The 26,312-nt window shown below is 40.5% G+C and carries 17 protein-coding genes; 13 read left to right on the forward strand and 4 right to left on the reverse strand.

Annotated features, from left to right (window positions below; translation table 11 throughout):
* The first annotated feature begins 83 nt into the window (after positions 1 to 83).
* The 3 genes from RB215_RS03035 to RB215_RS03045 are packed head-to-tail and all read left to right on the forward strand — an operon-like array spanning position 84 to position 5,733.
* Positions 84 to 1,349: a TolC family protein gene (locus RB215_RS03035; RefSeq protein ID WP_024605792.1), complete on the forward strand. Its 1,266-nt coding sequence runs from the start codon at positions 84 to 86 to the stop codon at positions 1,347 to 1,349.
* A complete protein-coding gene (locus tag RB215_RS03040) occupies positions 1,346 to 2,578 on the forward strand; it encodes an efflux RND transporter periplasmic adaptor subunit (protein ID WP_309216857.1) in 1,233 nt (410 codons plus the stop codon). The genes RB215_RS03035 and RB215_RS03040 overlap by 4 nt, the downstream gene beginning before the upstream one ends.
* An 8-nt stretch (positions 2,579 to 2,586) precedes the next feature.
* Positions 2,587 to 5,733 (forward strand): CusA/CzcA family heavy metal efflux RND transporter, encoded by a 3,147-nt coding sequence (locus tag RB215_RS03045; RefSeq protein WP_309216858.1) that lies wholly within the window; start codon positions 2,587 to 2,589, stop codon positions 5,731 to 5,733.
* Between the two features lie 83 nt (positions 5,734 to 5,816).
* Here the strand turns inward: RB215_RS03045 and RB215_RS03050 are convergent, their stop codons facing one another.
* On the reverse strand, positions 5,817 to 7,067 hold the full coding sequence (locus RB215_RS03050; RefSeq protein WP_024605789.1) for a TMEM143 family protein: 1,251 nt from the start codon (positions 7,065 to 7,067) through the stop codon (positions 5,817 to 5,819).
* 193 nt (positions 7,068 to 7,260) lie between these two features.
* Here RB215_RS03050 and RB215_RS03055 point away from each other — a divergent pair, with 193 nt between their 5' ends.
* Entirely contained in the window at positions 7,261 to 7,845 is a 585-nt protein-coding gene (locus RB215_RS03055; protein WP_309216859.1) for a VTT domain-containing protein, read from the forward strand.
* A 40-nt stretch (positions 7,846 to 7,885) separates the two neighbouring features.
* Positions 7,886 to 10,531: a DUF2339 domain-containing protein gene (locus RB215_RS03060; protein WP_309216860.1), complete on the forward strand. Its 2,646-nt coding sequence runs from the start codon at positions 7,886 to 7,888 to the stop codon at positions 10,529 to 10,531.
* Between the two features lie 63 nt (positions 10,532 to 10,594).
* Here RB215_RS03060 and RB215_RS03065 read toward each other — a convergent pair whose 3' ends face one another.
* On the reverse strand, positions 10,595 to 14,035 hold the full coding sequence (locus RB215_RS03065; protein ID WP_309216861.1) for a PAS-domain containing protein: 3,441 nt from the start codon (positions 14,033 to 14,035) through the stop codon (positions 10,595 to 10,597).
* Between the two features lie 402 nt (positions 14,036 to 14,437).
* On the opposite strand from RB215_RS03065, the gene RB215_RS03070 reads away from it, so the two are divergent.
* From RB215_RS03070 to RB215_RS03090, 5 genes are all read left to right on the forward strand, one after another.
* Positions 14,438 to 14,701 carry a DUF4212 domain-containing protein gene (locus RB215_RS03070; protein ID WP_011327286.1) on the forward strand — a complete coding sequence of 88 codons (264 nt, stop codon included), beginning with the start codon at positions 14,438 to 14,440 and terminating at the stop codon, positions 14,699 to 14,701.
* A gap of 10 nt (positions 14,702 to 14,711) precedes the next feature.
* Complete coding sequence (locus tag RB215_RS03075) at positions 14,712 to 16,436, forward strand: sodium:solute symporter family protein (RefSeq protein ID WP_011327287.1); 1,725 nt, start codon at positions 14,712 to 14,714, stop codon at positions 16,434 to 16,436.
* A gap of 115 nt (positions 16,437 to 16,551) precedes the next feature.
* The gene (locus RB215_RS03080; RefSeq protein WP_309216863.1) at positions 16,552 to 18,390 is read left to right on the forward strand and encodes a putative nucleotidyltransferase substrate binding domain-containing protein; all 1,839 of its coding nucleotides are present in this window, start codon (positions 16,552 to 16,554) and stop codon (positions 18,388 to 18,390) included.
* 47 nt (positions 18,391 to 18,437) lie between these two features.
* Complete coding sequence (locus tag RB215_RS03085) at positions 18,438 to 19,061, forward strand: 3'-5' exonuclease (RefSeq protein WP_192532045.1); 624 nt, start codon at positions 18,438 to 18,440, stop codon at positions 19,059 to 19,061.
* Between the two features lie 266 nt (positions 19,062 to 19,327).
* The gene (locus tag RB215_RS03090; RefSeq protein WP_115121833.1) at positions 19,328 to 20,425 is read left to right on the forward strand and encodes a transporter substrate-binding domain-containing protein; all 1,098 of its coding nucleotides are present in this window, start codon (positions 19,328 to 19,330) and stop codon (positions 20,423 to 20,425) included.
* Positions 20,426 to 20,634: 209 nt separating this feature from the next.
* Here the strand turns inward: RB215_RS03090 and RB215_RS03095 are convergent, their stop codons facing one another.
* Positions 20,635 to 21,375: a complement resistance protein TraT gene (locus RB215_RS03095; RefSeq protein ID WP_011327291.1), complete on the reverse strand. Its 741-nt coding sequence runs from the start codon at positions 21,373 to 21,375 to the stop codon at positions 20,635 to 20,637.
* 57 nt (positions 21,376 to 21,432) lie between these two features.
* Entirely contained in the window at positions 21,433 to 21,789 is a 357-nt protein-coding gene (locus RB215_RS03100) for a hypothetical protein (protein WP_011327292.1), read from the reverse strand.
* A gap of 511 nt (positions 21,790 to 22,300) precedes the next feature.
* Here RB215_RS03100 and epd point away from each other — a divergent pair.
* From epd to fba, 3 genes are all read left to right on the forward strand, one after another.
* Positions 22,301 to 23,332, forward strand: coding sequence for an erythrose-4-phosphate dehydrogenase (epd, locus tag RB215_RS03105; protein ID WP_089367797.1), 1,032 nt, complete (start codon positions 22,301 to 22,303; stop codon positions 23,330 to 23,332).
* A gap of 43 nt (positions 23,333 to 23,375) precedes the next feature.
* Positions 23,376 to 24,551 carry a phosphoglycerate kinase gene (locus RB215_RS03110; protein ID WP_011327294.1) on the forward strand — a complete coding sequence of 392 codons (1,176 nt, stop codon included), beginning with the start codon at positions 23,376 to 23,378 and terminating at the stop codon, positions 24,549 to 24,551.
* A gap of 208 nt (positions 24,552 to 24,759) precedes the next feature.
* Positions 24,760 to 25,824, forward strand: a complete 1,065-nt coding sequence (fba, locus tag RB215_RS03115; RefSeq protein WP_011327295.1) for a class II fructose-bisphosphate aldolase — start codon at positions 24,760 to 24,762, stop codon at positions 25,822 to 25,824.
* Positions 25,825 to 26,312 lie beyond the last annotated feature (488 nt).

The raw sequence follows: 26,312 nt of genomic DNA on the forward strand, positions 1-26,312 counted from the left end.
GTTGCTTACAAATTTATATTGCGCTTTTTAATTTTAAATTATTTTGTAAGTTAACTCTGTTTGTTAAAAAACGGACAAGCTATATGAATAAAAAACCAATTATGCTGGTGGCACTACTTTGCGTGCTGCCGGTATTTAATGCGCTGGCTAAAGTTAGTGCGAGTGAAAACATACTCACGCTTAAGCAAGCATTGAGTAATACCGAACAACAAAATCCGATATTAAAACGCTACCCTTATCATCAAAAAATATTGAGCGCACTTAAATCTCAAGCCACACTTTCACCAAACCCTGTGCTTAGTGTTGCAGTTGAAAATGTGTTAGGTACCAATGATGCGCGTGGCGTAAAAGGCGCTGAAATTACCTTAGGACTGAGCCAGCTTATTGAGTTGGGCGATAAACGCCAAAGTCGAGTAGGTTTTGCTACTGCAAATATTAAAGCGCAGGCTATACAGTATCAAAATACTCGTTTAGCGTTATTAGCTACTACCGCAGAGCGTTATTATAGCGCACTTAAATTTCAAACCTTATTGGCATTAAATGGTGAGCGAAAAAGCGTTGTAACACAGGCGCTCAAAACAATTGAGCAAAGAGCGAATGCTGGAGCTGTATCGCAAGCCGATGTAAGTCGTATGCGTTATGCACTTAGCCAAGTAGAGCTTGAGCAGGTAAAGCTAACAAGTGAGTTTGAGCGCGCGCGTTTATTACTTAGTGAACTTTGGGTTGATGAGCAAAGTAGTGCACTTTTAGCGGGCAATATTAACGTCATCACACCACTTAAATCACAGCAAGCGCTTTTAGATGCGGTAAATTTAGCACCTGAATTTGCCTTACTACAGCAGCAATATATACAGCAAACGGCTAACTTAGCGCTGCAAAAAGCCAATGGGCAAAGTGATATAAATGTTGGTGGTGGTGTGCGCTATAACCAACAAAGTGATTCGAGTTCTTTGTTGTTTTCGTTTTCTATGCCACTGCAAATCAGTAATGCTAATAGCGGTAATATTGCTGCAGCAGCAAGTGAACTTGCGCTTTTAAACCAGCAGCAAGGGCAGTTGCGAGTTCAGTTACGCCAGCAAGTACGTACTCTGTATGCTTATTATCAAGGGGTAGCAAATCAAGCTACGTTATTAAATAAGCAAATAATTCCTCAGACACAAACATTGATTGAGCAAAGCTTAAACAGCTATAAAGGCGGGCAAATTTCGGTGTTGCAGCTGCTCGATGCCCAACAAGCACACTTTGACTCTAAACGTGCACTCATTGCAACCCACGCAGAGCTGTACCAAGTGCTACTTACCCTTGAGCGTTTAACTGGCCAATCTTTAATTGAGACTTACCAATCATGAATAAAAATATAATTGCATTATTAGTATCACTTTCACTTGCTGGCAGCGTGTTAAGCACCAGTGTACTTGCATCAGCAGAGCATGGAGAAACTGAGCAACAAGAGCAAAAGCAAGGTCCACACGGTGGTTTTTTATTAACTGATCCTAAGTTAAACCTTGAGCTTAAATTACAAGAGTTTGCCGGTAATGTTGAGCTGCGTATATACGGTTACAAGCAAAGTAAGCCAATTGATATAAACGATTTAAATATAACAATGAGTTTAAAACGATTAGTTGAAGCCCCGCAAAATATACAGTTCACAACTGAGGGCGACTACCTCGTAAGTACGCAATCAATTAACGAACCGCATTCATTTGTACTTGCCGTTACTGCTAATTATAAAGGCGAGAGTATTAGCTACGACTACGAGCAACACGAAGGACGAACCACGCTAACAGAGCGAGCTATTGAACGCGCAGGCATTAAAACCGAGCTTGCACAAAGTGGTGAAGTTGATATTACCGATACGCTTTTTGGCGTTATTGCACCAACGCAGCACGGCACAGTAGAAGTAATGGCGCCATATACAGGATTGATCAGCGATATTTTTGTAAGTATTGGGCAAAGTGTTAAAAAAGGCGAGGCGCTTGCTAGTGTAACTAACCGCGAAACACTGCAAAACTACACCATTAAAAGCTCAATTAGCGGCGTTGTAACCGAGCAATATTTAAAGCGTGGTGAGCTTGCAAACACCAGCGCACTTATGCAAGTAGCTAACCTTGATAAAGTATGGGTTGAGCTGTCGGCTTTTCCTGAAAATATTGAAAAGCTAGCCATTGGGCAAAGCGCTAAAGTGTACGACTTACATCACCATTTAAACACACAAGGCAAAGTGTTTTTTATAGCACCAATGATGACCGGTGGACACATAGCGCGAGCACGTATAGAGCTTAATAACCCAGACGGGCATTGGCGCCCAGGCATGCACGTAAACAGCGATGTAAGTGTGGCTAAAATAAATGCCAGTGTGCGTGTAAAACCACAAGCTATTCAAGAGTTTAACGGCAAGCCAAGTGTGTTTGTTCGCAAAAGTAATATGTTTGAAGTGCGCCCCGTTACCTTAGGTGCAAAAAATAGCGAATGGGTAGAAGTACTTACAGGTTTAAGCCCCGGTAGCGAATACGTAACAGACAATAGTTATGTAATTAAAGCCGATATTTTAAAAAGCGGCGCAAGCCACGCTCACTAGGAGGCACCATGATTAATTGGATAGTTTCTTTTGCGGTTAAACGCCGCATGCTGGTGCTTGCGCTCACATTTTTATTTGCTGGATTTGGTGTATACAACATTCAAAACTTAGCGGTAGACGCAGTACCCGATATAACTAACGTGCAAGTACAAATTAATACCAAAGCACAGGGCTTTACGCCATTAGAGGTAGAGCAACGCATTACCTATTTGGTAGAAACCGCCATGGCGGGCATACCTAAGCTTGATTACACCCGCTCGCTTTCGCGTTATGGATTGTCGCAAGTAACAGTAATTTTTAATGAAGGCACAGATATTTATTGGGCGCGTCAGCAAATTGGTGAGCGTATTCAAAGTATTCGCTCCGACCTGCCTAATAACGTAGAACCAAACCTGGGTCCTATTGCCAGTGGTTTAGGCGAAATATTTACTTATAGTGTGCACGCCGCGCCTAACGCGTTAAAAGACGATGGCACGCCTTACAACGCCGAAGACTTACGTACTTTGCAAGATTGGGTTATTCGTCCGCAGCTTTTAAAAGTAAAAGGCGTAACCGAAATAAACAGCCAAGGTGGTTTTGAACGTCAATATCAAGTAGCGCCAGTGCCCGAAAAACTCATTGCCTATAAGCTTACTATTAGCGATGTAATTACCGCACTGGAACTTAATAACAGTAACCGAGGTGCTGGCTATATTGAGCGCTTTGATGGGCAATATTTAGTACGCTCGCCAGGGCAACTTAAAACGGTAGAAGACATAGCCAATACCGTTATTGCTAAGCGCGATGATGCACCTGTACGCATTAAAGATGTGGCTAACGTGCATTTAGGGAAAGAGCTTAGAACCGGCGCAGCTACGTATAACGGTGAAGAAACAGTGCTCGGCACTGCCATGATGCTAATTGGCGAAAACAGCCGAGTAGTGGCAAAAGCCATGGCTGATAAGTTAGTTGATGTACAAAAGAGCTTACCCGCAGGCGTTATTGTTGAAGCGGTTTACGACCGTACTACGCTTGTAGATAAAACCATAGCAACGGTGCAAACCAACCTGTTTGAAGGTGCTGTTTTAGTGATAGTTATTTTACTATTACTACTGGGGAATGTAACAGGCGCACTTATTACGGCAATGGTAATTCCGCTAAGTATGTTGTTTGCCATTACAGGCATGGTGGGTAATCGCGTATCGGGTAACTTAATGAGCCTAGGTGCAATCGACTTTGGTTTAATTGTTGATGGCGCTGTAATTGTAGTCGAAAACTGCCTGCGCCAACTCGGTGTGGCTCAGCATAAACATGGCAGGCTACTTACCTTAAACGAGCGTTTAAATGTAGTGACTGCAGCCACCAAAGAGGTATTTACACCGGCTGTATTTGGTATTGTAATTATTATGCTGGTTTACTTGCCTTTATTTGCACTAAGCGGCGTTGAGGGCAAAATGTTTCAGCCAATGGCGTTTACCGTAGTCGCTGCATTAATAGGTGCACTTATATTTGGCATTACCTTTGTACCTGCTGCTATTGCGGTATTTGTTCGCGGTAAGGTTAATGAAACCGAAAACGCAGTTATGCGCGGCGTTAAAAAAGTGTATAAACCATTACTAGGTATATCGCTTAAATTACCGTGGCTTATGGTGGGTATTGCCACTGTATTAGTATTAGTGCTTGGTTTTAAAGTTAAAAATATGGGCGCAGAATTTTTACCGCAACTAGATGAGGGCGATATTGCTATGCATGCGCTGCGCATTACTGGCACCGGTATTGAGCAATCGGTACAAATGCAAAAAGAGCTTGAAGAAGCCATTTTAAAGCAACCCGAAGTCGCTAACGTGTTTTCAAAAATTGGTACTGCTGACGTAGCAAGTGACCCTATGCCGCCAAACGTAGCCGATACTTTTTTAATGTTAAAACCTCAAAAGCAATGGCCAAATCCTAAATTAACTAAAGAAGAGTTGGTTAAACAAATTCGTACTCGTGTTAATGATGTGCCCGGTAATAATTACGAATTTACACAGCCAATAGAAATGCGCTTTAACGAGTTAATTGCAGGTGTACGTGCCGATGTAGCACTGCGTATTTACGGTGACGACTTAAGTGTACTTAAAGAGTTTGGCGAAAAAGCGACAGGCTTAATGCGTAATATTGCAGGTGCTACCGATGTACGTTTAGAGCAAATGGAAGGGCTACCAACGCTTTCTGTAACGCCAATGCGCGACCACATGGCGTTATTAGGTTTAAGCGTAAACGATATTCAACAAACACTTGCCGCCGCTGTTGGTGGGGTGCAAACAGGGCTAATTTACGAAGGCGATAAACGTTTTTCGTTATTGGTGCGTCTAGATAAACGTTGGTCGAGTGATGTATCAGCACTTGCCCGTTTACCTGTTGCTTTGCCACAAAATAGTAACCCAGAACTTGCATTTGTGCCGCTAGGCGAAGTGGCAACTATCAGTATTGAAAAAGGCCCTAACCAAATAAACCGCGAAAGTGGTAAGCGTAATGTAGTGGTAACCGCTAATGTAGAGGGGCGCGATTTAGCAAGCTTTGTTAGTGATGCGCAAGCAAGTATGAGCGCTGAACTTAATTTACCAAGCGGCTATTGGCTTGAATACGGCGGCACGTTTGAGCAATTGCAATCGGCAAGTAAACGATTGTCCTTAGTTGTGCCGGTCACTTTATTGCTTATATTTGGTTTACTTTATAGTGCCTTTGGATCGCTTCGAGATTCGTTAATTATATTTAGTGGCGTGCCACTGGCATTAACGGGTGGTGTGCTTGCGTTATTGCTGCGCGATATGCCGCTTTCAATTTCAGCAGGTGTCGGCTTTATTGCCCTAAGTGGTGTAGCGGTATTAAACGGCGTGGTTATGCTGTCGTTCATTAAGCAGTTACGAAGCGATGGTTTAAGTTTGTTTGATGCAATTCACAGCGGCGCATTACAGCGCCTGCGCCCAGTACTGATGACGGCGCTGGTGGCAAGTTTAGGCTTTATACCTATGGCGCTTAATTCGGGGACGGGTTCTGAAGTGCAAAAACCTTTAGCAACGGTAGTGGTTGGCGGAATTATTTCATCAACTCTACTAACACTATTAATATTGCCTGCGCTTTATAAGTTAGTGCATTCTAAATTTACTAAAAAAGCAAAAGCTGAGTTAGCTTAAGTACTCGCTATTTAAAGCTTGATCAAAAGAGCAGCTGTATTTACAGCTGCTCTTTTTGAGTATTATTTAGTAAAAATACTACATTAATTATATTGAAAAAGATTATCCCAGCGCTCATCCAAAATGGTTTTTGCGTGTTCTAAACTCAGCGCGCTATACACTTCATTACCTTCTATTTCGTTACTACACGTTACCAAACGCATACGTACCAGCTTTTCAAGCGCGTCGCTAATTTCAAAATCAAGAACGCACTGGTATTTGCTTTTAAACCAATGCTCTATTTGCTCATCAAGCATTTGTGCGCTTAATCCGCTTTCAGATTTTAGTAAAAAGGTATACGCCAGCAAGGCTTCTTTTATGTCTTCTTCTTCGGCGGCATCAATAAGCGTGTGAAATACGCCCGCGTTGTTATCGAGGTTTTTAAAGTAGAGGTTATCGCTTAGGGCTTTCATAAATTTTATTTTGCGGTTTTTAAACTTACTCCATTCTTTAAAAATAAAGCTGCCAAACACGCCCATACCGATAGCAAAGGTAATAAAGTGTTGTTGGGTCATTTCTACAGCTTCACTTCTAAAACCACCCCAAAAAGCAAACAGAGCAAGCAATAATACGATTGATGCGCCCAATTTAGTAATAAGTACCACCGCACCGCCAACTAAAGCAGACGATCCAATAATGACCTTATCGATAGGGCGCATGCGTACTTCGCTATTAGGAAATAGCATTTCGAGATCGGCCTTAGGCACATTTTGAAACAACTTTACTATGGTTGAGCTTGGCTCAAATCCCAGTGGCGTTTTGTTTTTAGCTTCAAAATAAGCGCTATCTTTAAAGCGAATAAACACCGCAACACGATCGTAATTAGTAAAATGCAGCGGCTTTTTACGCAAGCCCCAAAAGCTGGTAATCGTTTCAGTGAGCTGCGACTCGCCACGGCGATAAAATACCACTTCTTCAAAGTCGTCAAATTCAACTTCAAGGCGCACCTTAAATAGTGATTCTTCGTTTAATGCGTCTTGTAAGTCTTCATTGGTGATTACTTCAAAATTAGCGGCGTTAAGTACCTTGGCAAAGTCTTTAGCAAACTCACGTTGGCACTGTGCTTTTTGTTCTGCCGATACTGGCGCTAACGATCGCGTGTCACTGTTGGGATCAAAAGGGGCGTAGTTGTTTTTAAGTGACTCAAGTACCGTATGGTAATCGTAATGAATAAGGCTAGCTAGTAAATCACAAAACTGTTTAAACGATGTTTGTTGTGTGCTGTTATTGAGCTCTTCGCTACACATATCAACAATATCTTGCTTTCTAAAGGGAATAAAACGCGCACTTTGCATAAATTAATAACTACTGTGATAAGTAAATTCAATGATATAACTCAATAATAAAAGATCGCCGTAGCTATTACCAATTTGTTAATAATTAAAGTGTTTTATAACTAACGGTTTATATTTTCAGTCTAGATTAACTTAAGTATGTAATGATAAAGCATCTGAAATCGCGTTTTATTCACAATGAAAGGGAGTTATTATGGCGATTCAAAAAAAGCTTAAACAAAAAACACGTAATTTTATTGAATCTAAACATATGCTCAGTGGCATTACCGTGGCGTCGTTTTTAGAGTCGACCATAGTACCTATTCCGCTTGAAGCTGTTTTAGTACCCTTAATGCAAGCGCGTCGTGAAAAATTATGGCTTATTGCTTTAATGGCCACTTTGGGATGTATTGTGGGGGCGTTATTTGGTTATGCGCTGGGTTATTACTTATTTGATGCAGTTGGCGATTGGGTTATTAATAGTTTCTCAAGCCCCGAGCAGTTTGAAAATGTTAAACAACAAATGCACAATCAAGGCTTTTGGTTTGTAATAACGCTAGGCATAGTGCCTATTCCATTTCAAATAGCCATGCTGGCAGCGGGTGCGACTAAATATTCCCTCGGGTTATTTTTATTAGCCAGCGCAATTTCGCGTGCTATACGATATTTTGCTTTAGCGGTAGTCGTTTATTATGCCGGTAATAAAGCTGAGCAACTTATTAGCAAACATAAAACTAAAGCCATGATTACTTTAACTGTTTTTGTAATCGGTATATGGTGGGTAACAACGGTAATTTAATACCGCTAATTTACATTAAATAAAATAATAAGAGTATTCCATGGATGAGTTGATTGGGTTAGCTGGGCTATTTATATTAGCGATAATAGCAGGCGCTATTTGCGGGTTTATTGCACTTACACAGCTTAAAAGCTTAAGGCAACAAGTTGTACAGTTAACAGCTAAAGTAAATAGTTTACTCCAGCAACAAGAGCAATTAGCACCGCTTGCTAGTAAGCAAGCGCCACCGCAAACGCAACCACAACCACAAGTAAGCACACCAGCATCCGTTTCAGCGCAAGTAAAAACCGCGGTTATAAGCGGCAATGAAGTTGCAGTTACAAAAACAGCTAAAACAAATACCTTCCCTAAAAAACCTAGCGTTTTAAATATATTATTTAATAAATTACGTGCAGGGTTTGAAGAAAACTGGATGACCTGGATAGGCGCGATAGCGCTTGCGTTTGGCGGTATTTTTTTAGCAAAATACAGTTTAGAAGCCGGGTTACTTTCGCCCGTTATGCGGTTGAGTTTAGGTGCATTATTTGGCCTTGGTTTAATAGCAGCCGCTGGGTATTTACATTATAAACGCATTATATTTGAAGGGTTTAATAACTATATTCCGGCAGCCCTTGCTAGTGGCGGCTTTATTACTTGCTTTGCGCTAGCCTTACTAGCTTACAGTAACTACGCCATGCTTAGCTCCACAGTTGCATTTGTGCTGTTGGCGATTATTGCTTTAAGTGCAAGCGTTATGGCAATTAAGTTTGGTCCTTTACTTGCTGTTTTGGGCATTATTGGCGCCTACAGCGTGCCTATTTGGGTTAGTAGTAATAGCGTTAATTTATTTTCTTTATTTATGTATGTTGGCTTTGTTAGTTTATTTGCCGCCATAGTGGCGCACCAAGTACAGCGTATTTGGCTGTGGTATTTACTCTGGGCTGGGCATGTTTTTTGGTACTTAGCGGGTTTTGTTTTACTCGAAAGCAGCACCATTTGGTTACTGGGTGTTTATGCAGTCGCCAGTATTATTGGCCTCGTAGCTATCCCTCGTTTAGGGGTAAGGTTTGCGCTAATAGAGTTTCGACCGCACAGCTTAAAGCGTTTAATTAATGTACTGCCCGATCACCCGTTAATGTTAGTGTTTACCGCACCGTTTATTTTGATGATGCTATTGCATAGGTTCGACGTGCAGTTTCAGATATTTAGCTTAATAACTTTAGTGCTAATGCTGTTTTTAGTATTAAAAAATAGCCGCTGGGATTTATGGCAAGCTGTGTGTTTAGTCATAGCCCTGGTCGTTTTAGTCAGTACCCAGCAAACTTTTGATTTTGATGATGCCTTGTTTATATTTAAACAAGAATATGGACTAGGTTTAATACTAGGTTTTACTTTGACTGCTTATGGCCTTTATTTTGGTCGTAAGTTTCCTAAGCGCTTGGCATTTCATATTACCGGCGCATTTAGTTTCTTTTTAATGATAGCCACGTTATACGCACTTATTCCTAATTCAGCGTTAAGTACAGCGTATCCGCTTTGGGCAGTTATATTACTTGTTGGTAGTGCTGTTTTAATAAAAAGTGCGCAGCACAGTGCTAGTTTGTATAAGCGTTTTACCTACTGGATAGCAGCAAATGCTAATATTACGCTCGCGATTACTATGCTATTAAACGACAGTGGCTTAACTATAGCGCTGGCTATTCAAGTGTTATTGATTAGCTTGCTGATCAAACGCCACAGCATACCTATGCCACATTGGCCTATTAAAGCACTGGTGGCAGCATTATTATTGCGACTAACTTTCTCACCTTGGACACCAAGTTACGAGGCTCTTACTATTTTTGGTTTGCACTGGAGTATAGTGGTGTACCCGCTGTGTACGGTGCTATTTTATGTTGCAGCAAGATGTTTTAACACATCAAAAATGCAGTTATGGCTAGAAGGTGCAGCGCTGCATTGCTTGGCATTATTTATTACCACCGAAACCAGTTATCAGCTAGTAGGGCATTATCCACAATTTGATTCATTGAGTTTTTACGAGCAAGTATTACTGGTTTGTAACTGGCTTGGGTTAGGTTGTGTGTATTTATATCGCGCGCGAATAGCAGGGAGTTTAGCAAAACTGTATCGCATTGGCGGCTTTGCATTGGCGGGCTTAGCTGGTGTGTTTGCACTAAAAACCTTAGTTGACGACAATCCGTTATTGAGTGCAATAGATATTGGTACAACGCCAATATTTAACTGGTTATTGTTATTATGGTTAGTACCTGCAGGGTTAACTTTGTGGTTAGCAAGGTTACTTAAAACTATAAATAGCAAAGCTATAAATACTAAGGTAATTGCAATAGTTCTCGCAATTGCGGGGGCATTTACCTTCTTGGCAATTAACAGTTTAATTCGTCAATATTGGCAAGGGGCGTATATTTACTTATCTAAGGGGGTAGGTAACGCTGAGCTTTACAGCTATTCTATTATTTGGCTGGTACTAGGAGCAAGTACGGTTATAGTGGGCCATCTTAAAAATCAGCTACTAATACAAAAAGTAGGTTTAGGCTTATTGGCCGCGGTTATTTTAAAAGTATTTTTAATCGATATGGCAAACTTAACAGGTTTACTAAAAGCGATATCGTTTATTGGATTAGGGTTATCTTTAGTGGGGCTGAGCTGGTTGTTTCAAAAGCTGAGAAGCCGCGCTAATCTGGCTTAAGCCTTTATAAAATAAAGCAAAGGAAAACCCAGCCCGCTATTACTAGCAGGCTGGGTATAATCTTTAAGTGCTGTGATTTAGCAGCGCTTTTAGTTTGCCCGGTTTAATAGGCTTACTTAGATAATGAATATTAGCCGCTTTAGTTTCTAGTTTAAGCTCTTCATCGCGCACCGCTGTTATTAAGATAGCAGGGACTTGGTGTTGCCAAATATCTCTCAGGGTTTTTATAAGTGTTATGCCGTCGCAATCATTACCTAACTGGTAATCCATTAAAATCACATCGGGTGCGCTGTGCTCATTAGCGTGCGCAAGCACCTGTTCAACGTTATCAAATAAGGTGTAATTGGCTTGCCATTTGTTGAGTAAGCTTGCCATGGCAGCTAGATTGGCAGGATCGTCGTCAACGGCAACAATATTAATGGCGGCGCGGTTTTCCATTACACTATTAGCAATATTTTTATGCTGTACAAATTTTGCATCTCCATAAGGTACTTCAATACTAAAGCGGCTGCCTTTATTGGGCACTGAGCATACATCAAGCGGTAAGCTGAGTAAGTCAGCCATTCTTTTTACTACTCCTAAACCTAAGCCTATGCCTTTATTGTCGCCAGCCTCGACCCGGTAAAAGTCATTAAAAATTTTAGCTTGCTCTGCTTCACTGATCCCTTGTCCTGTATCCCATACTTCTATGCGCAGGCTATGTTTACGGTTTCTACAGGCAATTAAAACTTTACCACTTTGTGTGTACTTAATTGCATTAGAGAGCAGGTTTTGGATAATGCGTCGTAAATAAGTAATATCGCTGTGTACTATTTGCTGGTTAGAAAGCACTTTGAACGATAACCCTTTTACACTGAGTAAAATACTCGACTCGCTTTTAAGCGGTTGTAAAATATCGTCAATACAAAAGTGGCGGGGCGTAGGCGCCATTGCGCCTTGTTCTAACTTGGCTATTTCGAGCAGAGCCGACATTAAATGCACGGTAGAGTCTAGGCTGTCTCCTAGTTTATCAAGATTATTTTGATTAGTGCTATTGAGCTGCTTTTCGTCAATGGCGGCAAGGTATAATCGCGCGGCATTTAATGGTTGTAAAATATCGTGGCTCGCCAGTGCTAAAAAGCGGGTTTTACTGTCGTTGGCTTTTTCGGCCTCACGTTTGGCTAAAGTTAGCGCCTGCTCAGTTTGAACTCGGCTATCTATTTGCGCTTGAAGGTCTTTATTAATGGTTTGTACTTCTTGAGTACGCGCCTCGATGCGGTTTTCTAAATCGATATTAATTTCTTCCAGCGCATTTTGAGTATTAATATGTGTTGTTATGTCTGAAAAGCTGGTAACAAAGCCGCCATCAGGCAAAGGGTTACCTATCATTTCGTACACTTGGCCGTTGCGGCGGTGGCGAATAAAATGATGCGAGGTGCCATTTTTTAAATGACGAACCCGCTTATCTACATGACGTTCTATTTCGCCTGGACCACATTCACCACGCTCTGCGTTGTAACGTATTATGTCTTCTACCGGTTGGCTCACTTCTAAAAAGCCTTCAGGGTAATTAAACATTTCGCTATAGCGTTTATTCCAAGCAACAAGTTTTAAATCTTTGTCGACCACAGAAAGACCATGGCTTAAGTTTTCAAGCGAGGTAAACAATAAGTTTTGGTTAAACTGCAGTGCTTGGGTGGTTTCATCAAAAAAGTTAACCACTTCTTCAAATGCCATGCGCTTACCAGACGATACAGTGTGCACTAATGCCTGAGCCGACGATGCACCAAGCACACCGGTTAACGCACGTTCGCAATAAGCAATAAACTCAGGTTTGGGGTGCGCGTTGTTGTCACTTAAATGATGGGCTAGGGCATAATTGGCTAATACTTGCTGGCTGCGCTGAATACCTAAAAAGGTCTGTAGCAGTATTTTAAAGTCGTATACTGTGGCTTTAACATCTTTATTTAAACGCTTTGATAAAATAGTCTGATCTTTTGGGTTAACAAATGCAGCAGCCTGAATTTTATCAATTAATCGCTCCTCAGCCCCTAACGAAAAGCTAATATAACAACCTATGTTAGCAAATAACGCAATCAGCGTGCCGCGGGTCATAAGGGTTTGTTGTAGATCGTTATTTAGCGTGTTGCCAGCATCTAAAATAGGCAGCATTAAAAACAGCACCCAGCATATAAAGCCTGCAAGTAAGCCCGCATAAACGCCATAAGCATGGCCTTTTCGCCAATATAAACCACCTACAATAGCGGGTAATAATTGGGTTACTAACGAAAATGCCACCAAGCCCATGCTCGCTAATGCACTTCCGTGACCAAACCAATGCTGATAAAAATAAGCCAAGGTTAAAATACCGGCAATAGCAAAGCGTCGTACTAATAGTATTCTCGATCTATAGCTGGTGGTTATTAAGTTACGTTTAAATTTGCGACGCAGTATTAGGGGCAGTACTACATCGTTTGAAATCATAGTACTTAAAGTGAGTGTTGCTACCACTATCATAGCAGTGGCGGCCGACAAGCCACCAATAAAAACGAAGGTGGTTAAAAAGGCATTATAGTGCAGCATTGGCAGGGCTAAAACAAAGCTGTCGGGTGAAAAGCTACGGCCTATTTCTGGATGAATAGCGGCAGTTGCTATTGGAAAAATCATTGCAGCGGTAAGTAATAAGTACAGTGGAAACGCCCAGCGCGCGGTAAATAAATGACGCTTGTCTTGATTGTCGACCACGGTTACATGAAACTGACGCGGTAGGCAAATAATAGCCGCCGCAGCCATTAATGACTGGCCAATAAAGTTAAAACTAAAAAAGTCAAAGTCGGCCCAGTGTGTCCACAAAGGCTCGCCTACTTGGTTAGCATAAGACTCAGGTAAGTTAAATAAAGAATACACAGCCAGCCCAGCTACAGCCATGAGTGCAATTAATTTTATGAGAGATTCAAACGCTACAGCAAGCATTAGCCCTGAGCGATATTCAGTGACATCAACTTTTCGAGTGCCAAAAAATATCGCAAATAACGCCATAATTAAAGTTGCCGACAGGGCGACTATATCTCCAGATATTTTATTACTTGTTTGCAGCAGTAAAAAGCTCGAACTGAGCGCTTTTAATTGCAGCGCAATATACGGAATAGTCGCTAATAGCGCGATTAAAGTCACCATAATAGCGGTGGTTTGGCGCTTGCCATAACGGGCAGAAATAAAGTCGGCAATGGTAGTAATATTTTGCTTTTTACTCACTAAAACTAATTTACGTAAAAAGCCTTGGCCGAAAAAAAATAATAATGCGGGGCCTAGTAATATGGGCAAAAAACTCCAACTGCTTGTGGCTGCAGTTCCTACCGAGCCGTAGTAGGTCCAAGATGTACAATATATACCCAGTGAAAATGCATACACAAAAGGGTGATGACTAATACGCTTAGCCAAAGGCGTGGTTTTATCGCCCCAACTTGCGAGCCAAAACAGCACCCCTATATAGCTCAAAGCAACAAAAATTAGTACGGCAGTCATGTATTTATTAAACCTTCTTGAATATGCACTCAACTAACATGGACTATACACAATACCAGAGCTTGAATTAAGTGTGGGTGCGATATTTATTTATAAGTTTAAGTTGTTGTTTTTAATTGCTATTTATAAACATTAAATTATAGCAATACAGTATAAGACTAATGTCGCATGCAATCTAAATCCTCGCAAAATATTAACAAACCTTCTCTAATTAAATTTTTAAACAACTGAAAAATAATGCTTTTTAATTTTAACATCTACAAAATGCTGATTTTTTACTTAAAAGTTAACAAGCTGTTACGACTATGGTCGCAATTCAATATTTGCATTGCGTTGCTAAATTGGTAGATGAAAAATAAACCACTCATTACTTTTTAGTGATGCTTAAAGGGGAAAATAAAAATGGCTTTTAAAGATGAAGAACAAGCAAAAGCTTATTGGGCGGAAAATATTTCACTGTTATTTAAATTATTAGCAGTGTGGTTTGTCGTGTCATTTGGTTTTGGCATATTACTGGTTGATGTACTTAATGAAGTACGTTTTTTTGGGTTTAAACTTGGCTTCTGGTTCTCCCAGCAAGGTTCAATTTATACCTTTGTGGCTTTGATTTTTGTGTACGTAGTCAAAATGAATACGTTAGATAAAAAATATGGCGTAGACGAATAGGAGCTAAGCAATGGATGTTCAAACACTCACGTTTTTAATTGTTGGTTTAAGCTTCGCGCTTTATATCGGCATTGCAATTTGGGCCCGAGCGGGTTCAACTAAAGAGTTTTATGTAGCGGGCGGCGGCGTACCTCCTTTAGCTAATGGTATGGCAACCGCTGCCGATTGGATGAGCGCGGCGTCGTTTATTTCAATGGCGGGTATTATTTCGTTTGCGGGTTACGACGGCGGCGTTTACTTAATGGGGTGGACAGGTGGTTATGTATTACTTGCCATGTGTTTAGCGCCTTACTTACGTAAATTCGGCAAGTTTACTGTGCCAGACTTTATTGGCGACCGTTACTACTCACGTACCGCACGTTTAGTTGCTATTTTTTGTGCCATATTCATTTGTTTTACCTACATTGCAGGGCAAATGCGTGGTGTAGGCGTGGTTTTTTCTCGCTTTTTAGAAGTAGAAATTGAAACCGGTGTATACATAGGTATGGTTATTGTATTCTTTTATGCTGTTTTAGGTGGTATGAAAGGTATTACTTATACGCAGGTTGCACAGTATTGTGTGCTGGTATTTGCTTACTTAGTACCGGCCATTTTTATCTCTATGATGATGACAGGTCACTTCCTGCCACAAACTGGTTTTGGTGCCACACTAATTGGCGGAGAAGGTGCTTATGTGCTTGATAAGCTAGATGGCATAAGTTCGCAATTGGGCTTTTCTCAGTATACCGAAGGCTCTAAGAGTATGATTGATGTATTTGCTATTACCGGTGCATTAATGGTGGGTACTGCAGGTTTACCACATGTAATTGTTCGCTTTTTCACTGTACCTCGCGTTAAAGATACGCGTATATCAGCGGCATGGACCTTAGTGTTTATTGCTATTGTTTATACTACAGCACCAGCAGTTGCTGCATTTGCTCGCGTAAACATGGTTGATACTATTAACGGTAAAGATGGTAGCGGTACAGAGTATGCACAAGCACCAACGTGGATCAAAAACTGGGAACGTACCGGCTTAATTACCTTTAATGATAAAAATGGTGATGGCAAAATGTTTTACACTTCAGGCAGCATTGACGATCCAAACAGTGCTAATGAAGTAGATGTTGACCGCGACATTATGGTACTTGCTAATCCCGAAATAGCTAACTTACCAGCATGGGTTATTGCCCTAGTTGCTGCCGGTGGTATTGCAGCAGCATTATCAACAACCGCAGGTTTACTGTTAGTTATTTCTACCTCCGTATCGCACGATTTACTCAAGCGAACCCTTAAGCCTAATATTAGCGATAAGCAAGAGTTACTCGCAGCGAGGTTAGCTGCCATGGTCGCTATTGTTATATCCGCCTACTTTGGGATTAACCCGCCAGGGTTTGTGGCATCGGTGGTTGCATTTGCCTTCGGCTTAGCGGCAGCGAGTTTCTTCCCAGCTATTATTATGGGTATATTCTCTAAAGCAATGAACAGAGAAGGCGCAATTGCTGGCATGGTAACGGGTATTGGTTTTACCGCCGGTTATATTATTTACTTTAAATTTGTTAGCCCAGAGCTTAATAGTGCCGAGCATTGGTTTTTAGGTATTTCACCTGAAGGTATTGGCTTAGTAGGTATGATAATTAACTTTGCAGTTGCTGCAATAGTACTTAAATTTACTAAACCGACACCACTGGAAATTCAGCAGTTGGTTGAAGGTATTCGTAATCCTAAAGGATCTAGTGAAGCTCACGATCACTAAGTCTATTTGCTTAACAGGCAATAAAAGTACCAAAAGCCCGACTTAAGTCGGGCTTTTTATTTGTTTAATAAATGATTACATTAAACCTTATATAAATCACTTAACGAGCGTAACTATGAGTGCAGAGCAGCAAGATATAACCCAATTTGTAACTATGCAGGCCCCGTTTAGCATGCTTGAGGCGAGTGCTTGCAGTTATTTTGTAAAGCACCTTGATATTGCTTACCTCAACCGTGAAAACCAAGCACAATGGCTGAAAAGTGAGCATCCTAAGTTATTTTTAATTCGCTCAGGCTTATACGATTTAGTGGATAGTAAAGGCGATATAGTTACGCGTTTAGCACAAGGTGATTATTTTGGTTTTCCGTCGTTATTAACCGGTGAGGCGATGCAAAACAGGTTGGAAGTACAAAAAGAGGGCATAGTGTATATGCTGCCTCAGGAGCCGTTTGATTATTTGCGCCGTGAATATAAACCGTTTGAGCAATATTTTGTTCGCGCTCATGCAAACCGCTTACTCTCATCACATTATAAAAGTAAAACTGAAAGCTGGTCGGAGAGAAAAATATCGGAATTAATGACCCGAAAAGCCATTACTTTAACGCCAGATTCGAGTATTCGCCACGCGGCAAAACAAATGCAAAAGTATGGTGTGTCATCTATTATGATCACCCAAGATGCGCACTTAGTTGGGGTAGTAACCGACCGCGACTTACGTAATCGGGTACTGGCAGATGAAGTTGATCCACAGCAAAGCGTAAGCAGCATAATGACAGCAAAACCCAAGTTTATTTTTGAAAATAACCGGGTGTTTTCAGCGCTGCACCTAATGCTTAAACATAATATTCATCATATTCCAGTACTTGACGAAAACCACAAACCTTTGGGAATGATCACCAGTACCGATTTATTACGCCAGCAAAAAAGCGACCCGGTACAACTTATAGGTCGTATTTATAAAGCGCGCGCTATTGTCGATTTAAAACGCTACGCCAAAGAGATCCCAGAGTTGCTGCGCGGCTTTTCGTATAATATTGACGACATATCGCTAATTGGCAAATTACTCAGTGGCCTAACCGATGCACTCACCTCGCGGCTAATTTATTTGTATCAACAAGAACATGGAGTAGCACCAAGTAGTTTTAGTTTTATTTGTTTTGGCTCGCAAGCCCGTGAAGAACAAACCCTACATTCAGATCAAGATAATGGCTTATTATTACCCGATGGTTTAAATGACGATGAGTTAGCCTACTTTAAAGGCATGGGGGAATATGTTTGCGAAAACTTAGTAGAGTGCGGCATTAGACGTTGCCCTGGCAATATAATGGCCAGTAGCGAGTTGTGCCGAATGAGTATTAGTGACTGGCGCGAGCGCTTTTTTAAATGGATAAGCAGCCCAACCCCTCAAGCCATGCTCAACTGTAAAATATTTTTTGATTTACGCTTTATCGAAGGCTCACACACACTTTATAGTAAGTTTTATGAGCAACTTACGCACATGTCACGCAACGAATTATTTTACGCCGCCATGGCCAACGACATTGACTCAAACAGCGTGCCTATAGGCTTGTTTAATAATTTTAAAACCGAAAAAACAGAAAAAAACTATAAATATATCGACTTAAAAAAACGTGGCGTAGTAATAATTAACGACATAGTGCGTTTATATGCATTAAGAGCGGGGATTCGCCGTGCCAATACCCAAGAGCGTTTAGACGCATTGTTAAAACACACTTTACTCAGCAAAGAAGATATTTATAACCTAAAAGATTGCTGGCGTTTTTTAACCCAGCTGCGATTAAGCACGCAAATAAATCAAGAAGGGCTGCCCAGTAATTGTATTAACCCCGACCAATTAAACTCTTTAGAGCGCCACCAACTAAAAGAAGCATTTTATCTGGTAAAACAAGCGCAGCAAGCCGCTGTGTTTAAATTTGCCCGTGGTAGCTTATAGCATGGCTGTTTATAAAAAAGCGGCGCACAAAGCGAGTAATAAACATTATGGTTAAGCGCTTAATTACCCGTTATTTTAAAAGGCGACAGCTACTGGCACATGCTGCTTTAAAGCAGCGCTACCTAGTGATTGACTTAGAGCTAACTGGGCTTGACGCCAAGCAGCACGAAATAGTGTCGCTAGCTTGGGTGGTTATAGAAAATCAATGTATAAAAATGAGTCAGTCGCAGCATTTAATTAATAAAGAGGTTAAAAACTTGGCACAAAGCCCAGTTTATCACGGCATTAATAATGATAATGTAGCTGCAGGGCAAAGTTTACATAGTATTTTAGAGCACCTTAGTGAGCACTTTAATGACTGTATTTTAGTGTTTCATAATGCCATGCTCGACTGGGGTTTTTTAAAACTAGCGCTTAAAAATGCCAATATTACTACGCGGCCAAAACTAATACTCTGCACCTTACAAATAGAAAAAAAGCGCCTGCAACATCAAGGCGTCGAAATAAAGCAAGATGATTTAACGTTAAACGAATGTCGTAATCGCTACGAACTGCCTAGTTATCATTGTCATCACGCACTTACCGACGCACAAGCCACAGCAGAGTTATTTTTGGCGCAGTGCCATCAAATAAGTAGTGGCAGAGGATTAAAAGTGAGGGAGCTTGTTTAGTTGCTAGCTTTATTTGCTACGATTTAAATCACTACTTTATGCACTCTTAACCTCTTTAATAAATAGTGTTTATGCATTTTAAACACCGTACTTGGCTTTTATTTTTATCTGAAAGCTAAGGCTACCATCTGAAAATTAAGCGCTAAATCAAGCTATTTTTGACCTTAGCTTGAAACTATTTTACACTTTCGTAACCTTATACATATTCTATTAGTATGTTTGTGAGCTTATAAGCTATTCACATCACCCCAAACAATTGAGTTTTTATGCTAACAAAAATATTAAATTCATTACGTGTAGGCGCTTTAAGCCTTATGGCAATTTTAACCTTATCGGTGCATGCTCAAAGTGCTTTGCCAGAGACAGGTTTGACCGTTGGTGTAGCGGGGGATGCTCCCTTTGTTATACACAATCCCCAAAATAATTCACTAGAGGGGATTTCACTTACAATTTGGGAAAATATAGCCGATAAAAAAAATTGGGAATACCAATATAAATATTTTACTACGGTTGATGAGGCACTTACCGCTTTGCAGCAAGGCGAAGTTGATTTACTTGCTGGGCCGATTAGTATTACCTCGGAGCGAGTGGAAAAGTTTCTGTTTTCTCAGCCTTATTACCAATCGAGTCTTACTATTGCCTCGCGCGATGAAAATGCCAGTATTTGGGGTAAAATAAAACCCTTTTTTAGCATGCAATTACTAATTGCTGTTGCCATATTTTTATCTTTACTAGCCATTGTTGGGCTGCTCTTTTGGCTTGCTGAGCGCAAACATTCTCCAGAGCAGTTTCCTGCAGATCCAAAAAGAGGGATAGCTAACGGTATGTGGCTAGCCATAGTGACTATGAGTACAACAGGTTATGGCGACATGGCACCGGTGAGCTTAAAAGGCCGAGTTGTAGCTGGTTGTTGGATGATTATTTCATTAATTTTTGCTACATCAATGATTGCAGGTATTGCCAGTACTCTTACCGTATCAAGCTTTAGCAGTTCTACTATTACACAAGTTGAACAATTTCCAGGTAAAAAAATTGCAGCATCAGCAGGCTCGCCAGCTATAGGCTTTATTGAAGAACATCAAGGCCAAAAAGTATTGGTAAATAACCTAAGCCAAGCCATGGAAAGACTAAAAGATAAAAGTGTTGATGGCGTTGTTTTTGACCGTCCACAATTGTTGTTTTATAAAAATAAACATAAAGCAGAGAATATTCATATTCCAAGTGCGGAGTATTATAAGCAAGGTTACGGCTTCGCATTTAGAGCCGACAGTAAACTAGTTAACGACGTTAACTTAGTTTTATTAAGGCTTGCAGAAGATCAAAAAATTGAACAAATAATGGCAGAGTATTTAGGTGATAAATAACTGTTATATAAGCCTTAGGGGCTACCCTTAAGGCAATAATTAATTATTATTTACTTTATCATCAATAATTTAAATTATTGGGTGCCAGTTTTATTTTGTAGTTACATTTGTTTTGAAAATGCCTAGAGATTAGAGAGTAATTAAGATTAGATAATCAAGAAGTAAAATAAAAGCACGGCACTATAATGCCGTACTTTTAGTTATTATTATTAGAAAAAAGAAGCCATTGCGTAGGCTGTTTTTTCAAACATAAGTGGCTGGGCCTCCTCAAGTTCTAAATTTGCTTTATTAGCCGTGGTGACCACACGGGTTCGGTATTCTTTTTGATCAGTTGCTTCTGAGTAAGTTTGAGTTGTTGCGCCATCGTCAGATATTTTAGTATTGGTCTTTGAATCACGACGCACTATTACGCCACTACGAGCTCGCTCTTTTATTTGAATATCGGCCACCAAAAGATAGGTTACGTCTTTAACAAACGCATTTGTGGCAGTTGAAACTAAGCCACCAATTATGCCACCGGCTGCGGCCCCGCGATATCCACTACCAGATGCAAATGCTACTGCAGAACCTGCAGCAACGCCTTCGTAACCCCTGCTTAAATAGTTTTCAGCTGCTGTAGGAGAGGCCTTTTCTAAGTTACGTACAAAAACACTCATACTGTATTGCGCATCACTAGGGCTATCGACAATTTGATAGCCATTACCACTACTCTCTATTTGAGTGATCAGGGATTGTCTAAACACATTACGATCAAATTCCATTACTGCAGATCGAACCTCCATATAAATTTTTCTCTGTTGTGATGGAACAGGATCAACAAAGATAGAAGTGCTGAGCTTGGTTTGTACATCCAAATCTTTTTTAGCTATTGAGGTATGAATTGCTCCACAACCCGAAATAAAAAGCGTAAAAACAGCAAACAGTACAATATATATTTGATGCATTATCATAGTAATTTCCTTCTAATTTGAATTTATGGATCAGACAGATTAACTAAAATCATTACTCTAATAATACCGGCCGTGATAACGGTAGTAGTAACGACAATTACGATACTGAGTCCAGTTATATCTGAGTAGATCTCGACAGGTATAGCCGTTACGCCAATAAGTGCCTTTGTATTCTTCAGGTTTAATATTTTTCTCTAGCATACTTTTTATATAAGCATCGACCTCTTCAGGCTTTTCAGCCAAAAAGGGTCTAGACATAACCTCAGCATTCAATTGTGCTTGCATGCGTGCCAATTCATTTTTTTCTGATTTGGTTTGCTGTGCGTTGGTATTAAATGCGCATATAGCAATAAAAATGGCTAGAAACTGATGTAAAACTAACCTGTTGGAGAGTGAAACATGACTACTGTTCATAACCTTGCTCCTTAAAGTGTTGCTTAAGCGAATGTGCGTAGCAGTAATTATATAATAGTCAACATTGTTCAAAAAACAACCAGAGTGGCAGGGGGACATTTTTTACTTATGCGCAGTAGATACTAAATGGATAAGTATCCAGCTGTAGCGTCAAAATATGCAGTTAAAGTTTTTTGTATTAAAATAAAATAGCGATTGAAAAATGAATAATGCTATATTTAACAATAACTTAAATATATAGGGTTTTGCTGGTTGGTTACTAACGGCGACTAGCTTTGTTTATAGTAGCGTTATTGCTAGCGTGAAAATGGCAGGCGTTGTTTTGCTCTGGGAGCAATTTATTAAGCAAAGTTCTGACAACGAATGGCCGCGAGTTACATATTTAACTTATCATTTATTTAAAGTTTCTAATCGCTCCCTCTTATAATAAAGCTCAAGGTCGATTACAATACCGCCATCTAAAAGGCACATTGCCTTTATCTGCACGCAAAAAGAGTGGATTTTATATTTCATGGCAATCAAACTTGCAATTAATGGTTTTGGTCGTATTGGTCGAAATATTGTCCGCGCGTTATACGAATCAGGTTTGAGCAACGAGATAAAAATTGTTGCGATTAACGAACTTGCTGACCCTGAAGCTATTGCTCACTTATTAAAATACGACACCTCTCATGGTCGTTTCTCTTTTCCTGTAAAGCTTGGTGAGGACACCATTAGCGTAGCAGGCGATGCTATTGCTCTTTTCTGTGAGCCAAATCCGGCGGAATTACCTTGGAAAACCTTAGGTGTAGACGTAGTACTTGAATGTACTGGGGTTTATCACTCGCGCGAACATGCACAGCTACATTTAACCGCAGGCGCTAAAAAAGTGTTGTTTTCGCATCCAGCTGATAACGATGTTGATGCCACTATTGTTTATGGTATTAACGACGATGAGCTAAAACCAGAGCACACTATCGTCTCTAATGGTTCGTGTACTACTAACTGTGTAGTGCCGGTTATTAAAGTGTTAGATGATGCATTTGGTATTGAATCGGGTGCTATTACCACAATACATGCCTCGATGAACGATCAGCCGGTAATTGATGCCTACCACCACGATTTACGCCGTACACGCGCAGCCAGCCAATCTATTATTCCAGTTGATACAAAACTAGCCCGCGGTATAGACCGTATTTTACCTAAATTTAAAGGCCGCTTTGAAGCCATTGCTGTACGCGTGCCTACTATTAACGTAACGGCTATGGATTTAAGTGTAACGGTTAATACCGATGTAGATTTAAATGCAGTAAATAACGCGCTTAAAGCACAAGCTAAAGATCGCCTTGAAGGCATTTTAAGTTACACCGCAGAGCCACTAGTATCGATTGATTTTAATCATGATCCACATTCTTGTATTATAGATGGTACCCAAACACGAGTTAGTCATAAACGACTGATAAAGTTACTAGTTTGGTGCGATAACGAGTGGGGTTTTGCTAATCGAATGCTCGACACTGCGCGTGCAATGGTCGCGTTAGAAAAAATAACTAATATAAAATAACCGCCTTTTATTGGGTTTAGTATCGTTAACTAAGGAGATGTTCATGTCGGTCATAAAAATGGCAGATTTAGATTTAAACGGCAAGCGTGTATTAATTCGTGAAGATTTAAATGTACCCGTTAAAGCAGGTAAAGTGACGTCAGATGCGCGTATTCGTGCGGCGCTACCAACAATTAAGTTAGCCCTTGAAAAAGGCGCAAAAGTAATGGTTATGTCACACCTTGGCCGCCCTACGGAAGGGGAATATGACGAAGAGTTTTCTCTTGCTCCTGTCGTTAATTACTTAAACGATGCCCTAGAGCAAACAGTACGTTTAGAAAAAGACTACCTAAACGGTGTTGAACTTGCTGATAACGAAGTGGTGGTATTTGAGAACGTACGCTTTAACAAAGGCGAAAAAAATAACGACGAAGCGCTATCTAAACAACTTGCAGCATTATGTGATGTTTACGTAATGGATGCATTTGGTACGGCGCATCGCGCACAAGCCTCTACCCATGGTGTAGGATTATTTGCAGATGTTGCGTGTGCAGGGCCATTATTATCGGCAGAGCTTGAAGCTCTTGGCAAAGCACTTGATAACCCAGCTCGCCCATTAGTGGCGATTGTGGGTGGTTCAAAAGTGTCTACTAAATTAACAGTGCTTGATTCACTATCAAAAATTGTTGATCAGCTAGTAACCGGTGGCGGTATTGCTAATACCTTTATTGCGGCGGCGGGTTATCCTGTTGGTAAATCGCTTTACGAAGCTGATTTAATGGATGAAGCGAATCGCTTATGCGCAGCGGCTGTTGCTAACAATGGTGAAATTCCAGTACCGACTGATGTTGTTGTAGGTAATGAGTTTTCAGACTCAGCAGTAGCAACACTTAAAGATGTAAGTGAAGTTACCAGCGACGATATGATTTTTGATATTGGCCCAGATACAGCAAACAAGCTGGCAAAAATAATTGCTAATGCAGGTACTGTAGTATGGAATGGCCCTGTTGGCGTGTTTGAGTTTGACCAATTTGGTAACGGTACTCGTGCTATTGCCCAAGCTATTGCTAATTCAAATGCGTTTTCGATTGCAGGCGGTGGCGACACCTTAGCGGCAATTGATAAGTACGGCATTAGCGATAAAATATCGTATATTTCTACTGGTGGTGGTGCGTTTTTAGAGTTTTTAGAAGGCAAAAAGCTACCAGCAGTTGAAATGCTAGAATCGCGCGCTAAGTAATTTATTTTATTTAGGCGTAAGCGGATGGAGGTTACTTCATCCGCAATAATTAATTATTAAATACCTCTCACCCTAATTTAATAATTGATTTTTACGCGTTAGTTACTGTTTATCAGTACTAATTCGTGGCGCAGTGATTGCGCCAAACTAACACATCCGTTCAAACAAGATGGCAGAGAACTGCTATCAAAAAATTGGAGAAAACCCAATGGCTTTAATCAGTATGCGACAACTTCTGGATCATGCCGCTGAGCATGGTTATGGCGTACCTGCTTTTAACGTTAACAACCAAGAGCAAATGCGCGCAATAATGGAAGCGGCTGACAAAACCAATAGCCCTGTAATTGTGCAAGGTTCTGCAGGCGCACGTGCTTATGCTGGTGCCCCATTTATTCGTCATATGATTTTAGCAGCGGTTGAAGAGTGGCCACATATTCCAGTGGTTATGCATCAAGATCACGGTACATCACCGGGTGTATGTCAGCGTTCAATTCAACTTGGGTTTTCATCAGTAATGATGGACGGCTCATTATTGAGCGATGGTAAAACACCTTCAAGCTACGAATACAACGTAGAAGTAACCCGTAAAACTGTAGAAATGGCACATGCGTGTGGTGTTTCTGTTGAAGGCGAACTGGGTGTTTTAGGTTCGCTTGAAACAGGTGAAGCAGGCGAAGAAGATGGTATTGGCGCAGAGGGTAAATTAACCACTGAGCAAATGCTAACTAATCCAGAAGAAGCGGCTGACTTTGTAAATAAAACCCATGTTGATGCGCTGGCAATTGCTTGTGGTACATCGCACGGTGCGTATAAATTTACTCGTCCACCAACGGATGATATTTTAGCGATTGATCGTATTAAAGCAATTCATGCACGTATTCCAAATACTCACTTAGTAATGCATGGCTCATCATCGGTTCCACAAGAATGGTTAGAAATAATTAATCAGTACGGTGGCGAAATTCCAGAAACTTACGGTGTGCCAGTAGAGCAAATTATTGAAGGGATTAAGTTTGGCGTACGTAAAGTTAATATTGATACAGACTTACGTTTAGCATCTACCGGTGCGGTGCGTCGCCATTTGGCGCTTAATCCGGCAAACTTCGATCCGCGTAAATTTTTAGCGGCAGCAACTCAAGCCATGACCGATATTTGTATTTCGCGTTATGAGTCGTTTGGTACAGCAGGCCAAGCTAGCAAAATTAAACCAATTTCATTAGATGAAATGCATCTTAAGTATTTAAGCGGCGAGTTAGACCCACGCATTAAATAATTGATCATTTTAGACTTTTTACTAAAGCCAGTTGCATTGTCACTGGCTTTTTTTATGCCGTTTAGGGATCAATATCTTACTAACAGCAGGTAATTAGGATCACTGAATTACTAACGTGATCAGTTTGAGATCATTACTTTACTAAGTAAACGGGTATTTTAGCCCTAGTTGACACTTAAATTCATTATTAAATAAAAGAATAGTACAAACAATCATCAGCTTAGCTATTTCACTGGGTATAATAGTGATCCCAAAACGGATCTGCTTAATAAAACTCTGATCTTTTAATTTAAGATCATCACAATGCAGATCATAATTGTATTACTAGGTTAGCGTATGCTATTTAACTGAGCAAAGTTGGCTGCTTTAACACACAATGTTAGTAAAATAATGATCCTGCTATACGCTTTGCTTTATCGCTATAATTGCGTGTAAATATTTATTTTGTCACTATTTTGTGTTTTTTTACTGTTATATTAACTTACGCG

It is taken from the genome of Pseudoalteromonas sp. HL-AS2, from assembly GCF_031198805.1.
In the GTDB taxonomy this organism is placed as follows: domain Bacteria; phylum Pseudomonadota; class Gammaproteobacteria; order Enterobacterales; family Alteromonadaceae; genus Pseudoalteromonas; species Pseudoalteromonas nigrifaciens.

Bases quoted from the DNA above. Each gene is read 5' to 3' on its own strand.
- RB215_RS03035 (WP_024605792.1), top strand. From the start codon at position 84: ATGAATAAAAAACCAATTATGCTGGTGGCACTACTTTGCGTGCTGCCG.
- RB215_RS03040 (WP_309216857.1), top strand. From the start codon at position 1,346: ATGAATAAAAATATAATTGCATTATTAGTATCACTTTCACTTGCTGGC.
- RB215_RS03045 (WP_309216858.1), top strand. From the start codon at position 2,587: ATGATTAATTGGATAGTTTCTTTTGCGGTTAAACGCCGCATGCTGGTG.
- RB215_RS03050 (WP_024605789.1), bottom strand. From the start codon at position 7,067: ATGCAAAGTGCGCGTTTTATTCCCTTTAGAAAGCAAGATATTGTTGAT.
- RB215_RS03055 (WP_309216859.1), top strand. From the start codon at position 7,261: ATGGCGATTCAAAAAAAGCTTAAACAAAAAACACGTAATTTTATTGAA.
- RB215_RS03060 (WP_309216860.1), top strand. From the start codon at position 7,886: ATGGATGAGTTGATTGGGTTAGCTGGGCTATTTATATTAGCGATAATA.
- RB215_RS03065 (WP_309216861.1), bottom strand. From the start codon at position 14,035: ATGACTGCCGTACTAATTTTTGTTGCTTTGAGCTATATAGGGGTGCTG.
- RB215_RS03070 (WP_011327286.1), top strand. From the start codon at position 14,438: ATGGCTTTTAAAGATGAAGAACAAGCAAAAGCTTATTGGGCGGAAAAT.
- RB215_RS03075 (WP_011327287.1), top strand. From the start codon at position 14,712: ATGGATGTTCAAACACTCACGTTTTTAATTGTTGGTTTAAGCTTCGCG.
- RB215_RS03080 (WP_309216863.1), top strand. From the start codon at position 16,552: ATGAGTGCAGAGCAGCAAGATATAACCCAATTTGTAACTATGCAGGCC.
- RB215_RS03085 (WP_192532045.1), top strand. From the start codon at position 18,438: ATGGTTAAGCGCTTAATTACCCGTTATTTTAAAAGGCGACAGCTACTG.
- RB215_RS03090 (WP_115121833.1), top strand. From the start codon at position 19,328: ATGCTAACAAAAATATTAAATTCATTACGTGTAGGCGCTTTAAGCCTT.
- RB215_RS03095 (WP_011327291.1), bottom strand. From the start codon at position 21,375: ATGATAATGCATCAAATATATATTGTACTGTTTGCTGTTTTTACGCTT.
- RB215_RS03100 (WP_011327292.1), bottom strand. From the start codon at position 21,789: ATGAACAGTAGTCATGTTTCACTCTCCAACAGGTTAGTTTTACATCAG.
- epd (WP_089367797.1), top strand. From the start codon at position 22,301: ATGGCAATCAAACTTGCAATTAATGGTTTTGGTCGTATTGGTCGAAAT.
- RB215_RS03110 (WP_011327294.1), top strand. From the start codon at position 23,376: ATGTCGGTCATAAAAATGGCAGATTTAGATTTAAACGGCAAGCGTGTA.
- fba (WP_011327295.1), top strand. From the start codon at position 24,760: ATGGCTTTAATCAGTATGCGACAACTTCTGGATCATGCCGCTGAGCAT.